This window comes from Oceanimonas baumannii, assembly GCF_002245495.1.
Taxonomy (GTDB): Bacteria; Pseudomonadota; Gammaproteobacteria; order Enterobacterales; family Aeromonadaceae; genus Oceanimonas; species Oceanimonas baumannii.
Genome location: NZ_NQJF01000005.1, coordinates 245352 through 252979 on the forward strand (window position 1 = coordinate 245352; position 7628 = coordinate 252979).

The 7628-nt window shown below is 50.6% G+C and carries 8 protein-coding genes; 2 read left to right on the forward strand and 6 right to left on the reverse strand.

Features of this window, described 5'->3' with window-relative positions:
* The first annotated feature begins 153 nt into the window (after positions 1–153).
* The gene (gene tal, locus B6S09_RS07790; RefSeq protein ID WP_094277931.1) at positions 154–1107 is read left to right on the forward strand and encodes a transaldolase; all 954 of its coding nucleotides are present in this window, start codon (positions 154–156) and stop codon (positions 1105–1107) included.
* 316 nt (positions 1108–1423) lie between these two features.
* The gene (locus B6S09_RS07795) at positions 1424–1603 is read left to right on the forward strand and encodes a DUF3545 family protein (RefSeq protein WP_094277932.1); all 180 of its coding nucleotides are present in this window, start codon (positions 1424–1426) and stop codon (positions 1601–1603) included.
* 93 nt (positions 1604–1696) lie between these two features.
* Here the strand turns inward: B6S09_RS07795 and ung are convergent, their stop codons facing one another.
* The 6 genes from ung to B6S09_RS07825 all read right to left on the reverse strand — a co-directional run.
* Entirely contained in the window at positions 1697–2374 is a 678-nt protein-coding gene (gene ung, locus B6S09_RS07800; RefSeq protein ID WP_094277933.1) for a uracil-DNA glycosylase, read from the reverse strand.
* 3 nt (positions 2375–2377) lie between these two features.
* Entirely contained in the window at positions 2378–3241 is an 864-nt protein-coding gene (gene tesB / locus B6S09_RS07805; RefSeq protein WP_094277934.1) for an acyl-CoA thioesterase II, read from the reverse strand.
* 137 nt (positions 3242–3378) lie between these two features.
* Positions 3379–4608 (reverse strand): phosphoglycerate dehydrogenase, encoded by a 1230-nt coding sequence (gene serA / locus B6S09_RS07810; RefSeq protein ID WP_094277935.1) that lies wholly within the window; start codon positions 4606–4608, stop codon positions 3379–3381.
* A 248-nt stretch (positions 4609–4856) separates the two neighbouring features.
* On the reverse strand, positions 4857–5561 hold the full coding sequence (locus B6S09_RS07815; protein ID WP_094277936.1) for an SIMPL domain-containing protein: 705 nt from the start codon (positions 5559–5561) through the stop codon (positions 4857–4859).
* Positions 5562–5582: 21 nt separating this feature from the next.
* Positions 5583–6050 (reverse strand): hypothetical protein, encoded by a 468-nt coding sequence (locus B6S09_RS07820; protein WP_094277937.1) that lies wholly within the window; start codon positions 6048–6050, stop codon positions 5583–5585.
* Between the two features lie 13 nt (positions 6051–6063).
* Positions 6064–7628 (reverse strand): type I secretion C-terminal target domain-containing protein (locus B6S09_RS07825; protein WP_141201989.1); only part of this gene is annotated, 1565 nt, incomplete at its 5' end.

Consider the following 7628-nt stretch of genomic DNA (forward strand, 5'->3'; position numbering starts at 1 on the left):
AACACAGCGGCAGACTCAGGCCGCGTGATATTGATCACAGTGGCAGGCATGACTGCCTTTGCAAGCCCCATGCGAACCCAATTCAATGCAAATGACTTTTGCGCCTGTTAAAACTAGAATATAGCGCTAAATCCTCTTCCTAAGGACCTGTTCATGGCCAACTCACTCGCACAACTGCGCACGCTGACCACTGTTGTGGCCGACACCGGCGACATTGAAGCTATCCGCAAATATCAACCCGAAGATGCCACGACTAACCCGTCACTGATCCTGAAGGCAGCTCAGATCCCTGAGTACCGCCCGCTACTGGAAGATGCCGTCGCCTGGGCCAAAGGCCAAAGCCAGAATACCGCGCAGCAACTGGAAGATGCCTCCGACAAGCTGGCCGTTAACATTGGCTGCGAAATTCTGAAGCTCATTCCCGGCCGTATTTCAACTGAAGTGGATGCCCGGTTGTCATTCAATACCGAGGCCAGCATTGCCAAAGCCCGCCGCCTTATTGCTCTGTATGCCGAGGCCGGTATCAGCAAAGAGCGGATCCTGATCAAACTGGCCTCCACCTGGGAAGGCATTCGCGCCGCCGAAGTGCTGGAAAAAGAAGGCATCAACTGTAACCTGACGCTGCTGTTCAGCTTTGCCCAGGCCCGCGCCTGTGCCGAAGCCGGTGCTTATCTGATTTCTCCGTTTGTCGGTCGCATTCTCGACTGGTACAAAAACAATACCGATAAAACAGAATACTCCTCAGCAGAGGATCCCGGTGTGTTGTCGGTCACCCGTATTTATGACTACTACAAAGCCCATGGCTACCATACCGTCGTTATGGGTGCCAGCTTCCGTAACACCGGAGAAATTCTGGAACTTGCCGGCTGCGACCGCCTTACCATTGGCCCGGGTCTGCTGGAAGAACTGAACCAGTCTGATGCTGATGTTGTACAAAAACTGAAAGATACCGGCCCCACACAGCCCCGCCCTGCCCCCATGACCGAAGCCGAGTTCCGCTGGGAACAAAACCAGGATGCCATGGCCACTGAAAAGCTGGCTGAAGGCATTCGTAACTTCGCCATCGACCAGGGCAAACTGGAAAACATGCTGCAGGCAATGCTCTGAACAGTAAGCAGGTAAACAGGCCCGAATCATTCAATCGGGCAAACCGTGCAGCGACGTTACTAAACTAAGATAAAATCCGGCAACACAGTGCTGCTCCGGTGTTAATACCATGGTGAATTGCGCCTTATAAAACGCAATTCACCATACCTGCTAATCCCCTTCCCCACTCTTCCCGCAACACGGCCCCCGCTCCTTCCTGCAAAAAGTCCTTTTTTGCGTTGCAACTTAATAATTCTGCAATAACAACGTTCTACTTTATAACCCGTTGTGATATATGAATAGCGACTGCAACTGAAAACCGACAGGAGAGAGCCCTATGGAAAGGTCATGCTTCGATCAGAGTTTTGTAGTTGAAAAAGCACCTCGCGCCTCGCGTGAGCCAGCAAAAAAACGTAAATGGCGGGAAATTGAAGCTCTCATGGACAGAAAGCGCTTACGGGATGAACTTCAGGAGCTCGACTGCACGTTCGAGCCGGAAGAAGAACTGACACTTTAAAAACACAACCATAATTCAGGCGTCGCAAGACGCCTTTTTATTATTGCTGCAAAGTGCCACGATGAGATACATAACGCACCGCAGGCAGGCGCTTCACGGTGCTGATAGTGGCAGCTGCCAGTCTATGGGGGTTTTTCCCGTGTCTTGCAGCAACTGATTGGTCTGCGAAAAGTGTTTGCAGCCCAAAAAGCCCCGGTATGCCGACAACGGACTGGGATGAGGCCCGCTCAGCACATGATGACGCTGTCTGTCTATGTGGCTTCCCTTTTTCTGTGCATGGCTGCCCCACAGCAAAAACACCACGCCTTCACAATGATCATTCACCGCCTGGATCACTCTGTCGGTAAAAGTTTCCCAGCCCAGTCCGGCATGAGAATGCGCCTTGCCTTGTTCTACGGTCAGCACCGTATTCAGCATTAGCACCCCCTGTTTCGCCCAGGATTCCAGAAACCCGTGCTCCGGGGTAATAAAGCCAGAAATATCCGTTTCCAGCTCTTTATACATATTGCGTAAAGAAGGCGGCACTTTAATGCCCGGTCGCACCGAAAAGCACAGGCCGTGAGCCTGACCCGGACCATGGTAGGGATCCTGCCCCAACATGACCACTTTTACCTGTGACAGTGCGGTCAGCTCAAGGGCACGAAACATGTCCTCTTTCGGTGGATAAATCACGGCACCAGCATCTCGGGCTGCTCTTACTGCCTGCATTGCCTGCTGAAAATACGGTTTTTGCTTCTCGGGGCCGAGAACATCACTCCAGGTCACACTCATGTCTTATTTTCCTCGCGGGCGGATCAGCCCTTCCTGCATGGCCGATGCCACCAATCGGCCATCGCGGGTATAAAAACGTCCCTGCACCAGCCCCCGGCCGGCAATGCTTCTCGGGCTTTCCATCACATACAGTATCCAATCGTCAAAACGAAAATCGTCATGAAACCACATGGAGTGATCAATGGTGGCAACCTGCAACTGTGGCTCCCAGAAAGAACGTCCGTGGGGCATCAGCGCCGTCGGCAGAAAGTTAAAGTCGGCGGCATAGGTCAGCAGATATTTATGGATACGGAGATCATCAGGCAGAGAGCCATTGGCCTTCAGCCAGATATAACGCAGCGGATCGGCTTTTTCCGGACTTAACGGATCCACATAATTCACCTGACGCATGTCTATCGGGTTTTCTGCCAGCAGTTTTTTACGCAGCTTTTCCGGAACCTTGTCCACCAGAGCAGCCAGCCGCTCACTTTCGGGTATAAGCGCTTCAGGGCCCGACACTTCCGGCATCAGCGCCTGATGCTCAAAGCCTGCTGCCGGCAGCTGAAACGATGCCGTCATATAAAAAATCGGCTTACCATACTGCAGCGCCTGCACCCGGCGGGTAGAGGTAGTTTTGCCATCACGAATGTTTTCTACATCGTAAATAATCGGCTTGTTGACATCCCCCGGGCGCAGAAAGTAGGAATGAAAAGAATGCACCTGCCGCTCCGGCTGCAGGGTATATTTGGCGGCCGCCAGCGCCTGTCCCATTACCTGGCCACCAAATACGGCACCAAACCCCAGATCCATGCTCTGACCACGATAAAGGCCATCATCCAGTGGCTCCAGGGCCAGCAAGGTTAATAAGTCATCAAGCGCTCTGCTCATACCGTTATCCGTTTTGAAGTGGTTGGCCGCAGTTTATCCGCAGCCAGGGGCAATATGCCACAGACTCTGACGCTCTTCAGGCCGCCAATAACAAAAAGGGGCTTTCGCCCCTTAAAAATTCATGACTACTGCAGCTGTCAGTGCAGGATGCGGGCGCGAATTGTGCCCTCAATAACCTTGAGTTTCGCCAGGGCCTGCTCGCTTTGTGCCGTTTCCACGTCGATCACCACATAACCGATTTTCGGTGAGGTCTGCAGATATTGAGCCGCGATATTGATGTCATCGCCGGCAAAGGCCTGCGCAATCTGACTGAGAATACCCGGCTTGTTATGGTGAATATGCAACAGGCGGCTGGTGCCGGCATGGCCTGGCAGAGATACCTCAGGGAAGTTCACCGCGGACAGCGTAGAGCCGTTATCGGAATACTTGATAAGCTTGCCGGCCACTTCATAGCCGATATTCTCTTGTGCTTCCTGAGTAGAACCACCGATATGTGGCGTGAGGATAACGTTATCGAACTCACGCAGCGGAGAAACGAATTCTTCGTCATTGGACTTCGGCTCAACCGGGAACACATCGATGGCGGCACCGGCAATATGTTTGGCAGACAAGGCTGATGCCAGTGCATCAATATCAACCACAGTCCCGCGAGAGGCGTTGATCAGAATGGCACCGGGCTTCATCATGGCCATCTCCTCGGCACCAAACATGTTTTTGGTCTGAGGCGTTTCCGGCACATGCAACGACACCACGTCTGCCATGTTCAGCAGCTCTTTCAGAGTGCCGACCTGGATGGCATTACCCAGCGACAGCTTATTTTCAATATCGTAGTAATACACCTGCATACCAATGCCTTCAGCGATAATGCCAAGCTGAGTACCAATGTGGCCATAACCGATAATTCCCAGCTTTTTGCCACGGGCCTCAAAGGAATGAGTCGCAGTTTTCTGCCACTCACCACGGTGTGCCTTGGCATTGCGCTCAGGAATGCCACGCAGCAGCAGCAGCAGCTCACCCAGCACCAGCTCAGCAACACTGCGGGTATTGGAGAAAGGCGCATTAAATACCGGAATACCACGAATTTGCGCAGCGTTCAGATCCACCTGGTTAGTGCCAATGCAGAAACAGCCAATGGCCACCAGCTTCTCGGCCGCATCCAGAACTGACTCTGTCAGCTGGGTGCGGGAACGAAGACCGACAAAATGAACGTCTTTAATGCGCTCTTTCAGCTCATCCTCGGCCAGAGAGGTTTTGAGGTAATCAATATTGTCGTAGCCGGCGGCTTTAAAGGAATCAACCGTGCCCTGATGCACGCCTTCCAGCAACAAAATTTTGATTTTATCTTTATCTAGAGAATAGTTGGCCATTACCGGTCCTTTATGACTACTGCGTTAGGGTTTTTCATAAAGTACCAAAAACATCGACTTTAGGGAATTTTTGCCATCAAAGTCACGTTTTTTTAACTTATAAATTTTTTTTTAATACGAGGGTGGAAGACAAACAGCATGACAAGGAAGGAAAAAGCCCGGCATTCCGGCCCTGAACGAAGCTCAGGGACGGAATGCAAGCGAGATTTCAAACAAGGCCGGTTCAGCCCCGGTATGACGAATCATGCTTATTTAAGGGTGTAAACAACCTGCACCCTGTCAGTAAATTCTATCTCGTTTTGCTGATAGCTTTCCGCCGCACTCTCGGCTGTCATCATTTTGGCCATGCCGAAAGGACGAGGATGTACAGGTGACTTTTCAGCATATTCAATGGCATAAACATCATTCAGCGTCTGTTCAAAGCCGGCTGCCAGCTCGCTGGCCAACTCGGCGGCACGTTTTATAGCGGCCTGACGGGCCTTTTGCTGATATTCCTCGGATTCACGCACACCATACACAATGTTTTGTACATTTTGCAGGCCTTGCCCCAGTGCGGCATCAATCACTTTGCTCAGGCTGTCGAGCTGGTATAAACGAATAGTAACTGTGCGCTCGGCCATGTAGCCGTTCAGCTCACGTTTACCATTGTTCGGGTAGTGATAATCAGGCCGGGTCACCAGATTACCACTGTCTATATCTGCTTTTTTAATACCCAGGCCGTTCAGATCGCTGAACAGTGCCGCCACTTTGGTATCGACCTCTGTTTTTGCATCACTGCTGTCGTCTTTGACCGCGGTTACCAACAGGGACAGGGTTGCCATATCGGGCACCACGCTGATACTGGCCTCCCCTTCGGTTACCAGATGAGGCGCATCAGGCACGGCAATGGCAAAGGAAGCAGAGCTGAACAATAACGGCAGGCTGCACAAAGCTGACAAAGGAAACAGGCGCATGACGCTCCTCCAAAATGAAATTTACTCAGGAGGACTATACACCGAGAGCCAATTGATCACATCGTCAATCAGCTCTGTATCAAGTGCAGGTGTGTCAGCAATGGTCGCAACCGGATAAAGTTCTGCCACATCACTTCCCAGCAGAATATCATCAATATTAACCGGCAAAGGGTGGTTGTCGGGCAAATGCTGGACTCCTGCTGTCAATTCACTGCTCAAAAATGAAGAAAGTGCAGCCAACGCCGCGCCGTTATCGTCCAGTAAAATCACATCACCCGGCGCACTATCCCCTTGCAGCAGCCAGTTTTGCTGTTCAAAATCGATGCTAAAAGATCCCGATGAATCCCCCTCATCGTTGTAAAGTTCTATTTGTTCCAACGCCGAACCTGCCAGAGACCACGGCAAGCTGATGCCGTCATCCACCAGAATATCTTCACCATTCCAGTGATAACTTATTCCCTGCAGCATTACCGTGGTTACTTTGGCCATGGCTTATCTCCAATCAGGTTTTATCAACCTGCAGCGTATTATCATCCACCATCGACTGGATCAAATCTGCACTGGACATTCCGTTCAGCAAGTCAACACCTTCAAAACGAATTTCCTGGGTATCGCTTCCTGCACCTGATGGGGTAACTGTCAGTACCGTATCGCTACCGTCCAGACTGAACTCCAGATAACTGTTCAGGTTAGTATTATCAGCACCGCTTAACAATTCACTAATATCAACTACATCCTGCTCGCCAATATTAAAGTCCGTTATTTTATTAACAGAGTTTATATCTACATCCGTAAACTGGAAGGTATCTATACCCTCACCTCCGGTCAGAATATTATCACCAAGGCCGCCATTCAGAATATCGTTTCCGGCTCCGCCAAGCAGGGTGTCATTACCTGAACTACCCCATAGAACCTCGTCGCTGTCGGTACCTGTCAGCGTAAACCCATCTTCAACGGTGCCTCCACCTTCTACAAAAACAGTGAAACTGGTTGAAACAGTGTCACCGTCACCGTCTTCAGCATCCAGGTTGAATATGAGTTCATTGTCTTCGGGTAACACTTGCTCATAAACTGTAATATCAAGAAGACGGTATTTGTCTCCTTCACCTGCGCCCAGTTCTAATGCATAAATACCTTCATCTTTAATGTCATCAGCCGAACCACTTGTATAAGTAAGTACTGAGCCGTCAATAGGATCAAGGATATTGAAACTTACTTTTTCATTTTGATTGGTACCTGATGGGGGTGTCCAGGTACCTTCGGCAATAACATCGCCGCTGGCACCAAGCACAGTCCAGAGCAAAATATCACCAGAACGAAGATTATTGACTTTAAAGCTTACATTATAAACTGGCTCACTAAATGAAACTTTCATCAGGTTATCATCGTTAATGTGATTATTATCCACCCCCATCCCCGGAGACGATGAATTAACTCCGCCTTCGTCTGGAGTAGGCAACAACTCCGAAAAGGTGGCTGTAATGCCATTAATAGGCAGGACAACACTGGGCTGCGGGCCACCAGGCGTCAGATCTACCAACTCTTTTGTAAAAGCAACAACTGGTTCAGGGTTGACCAGCTCAAATTCATAGTGACCACTCTCATACACCGTCAAAATAAAATAAATGTCATCACTGCCATCAAGTGTCGCTGTCAGCTGCTGACTTCCATCAGTTTGGGAGACGACATTATAAGTAAGTCCATCAGGAGACACTCCGGAGAGGGTTATACCACCACTTTCATCTGCACCAGTCTGCAGCTGATAATCCACCGTATACACACCTTCAACATTGGCAATGGTCAGATTTTGGGCAGAAACATTCGGCTCGTCATCCACAATGGTGATGACCACGGTGTTGGTCACCGTGTTGCCGAAGCCGTCGGTGGCGGTGTAGCTGAAACTGTCGGTCTCTGCGACGCCATCCACGTCCGTCGTTGCCTGGGTCAGGGTGTAGCTGAAGGTGCCATCGGTGTTCACCGACCAGCTGCCAAAACCAGCGGTGCCACTTTGTGCCCCGTCCACACTCCAGCCAGACTGCAGGTTGAGGCTGCCATTGATGATTTTTT

Coding starts and splice junctions, on each gene's coding strand:
- tal (WP_094277931.1), top strand. CDS start 154: ATGGCCAACTCACTCGCACAACTGCGCACGCTGACCACTGTTGTGGCC.
- B6S09_RS07795 (WP_094277932.1), top strand. CDS start 1,424: ATGGAAAGGTCATGCTTCGATCAGAGTTTTGTAGTTGAAAAAGCACCT.
- ung (WP_094277933.1), bottom strand. CDS start 2,374: ATGAGTGTGACCTGGAGTGATGTTCTCGGCCCCGAGAAGCAAAAACCG.
- tesB (WP_094277934.1), bottom strand. CDS start 3,241: ATGAGCAGAGCGCTTGATGACTTATTAACCTTGCTGGCCCTGGAGCCA.
- serA (WP_094277935.1), bottom strand. CDS start 4,608: ATGGCCAACTATTCTCTAGATAAAGATAAAATCAAAATTTTGTTGCTG.
- B6S09_RS07815 (WP_094277936.1), bottom strand. CDS start 5,561: ATGCGCCTGTTTCCTTTGTCAGCTTTGTGCAGCCTGCCGTTATTGTTC.
- B6S09_RS07820 (WP_094277937.1), bottom strand. CDS start 6,050: ATGGCCAAAGTAACCACGGTAATGCTGCAGGGAATAAGTTATCACTGG.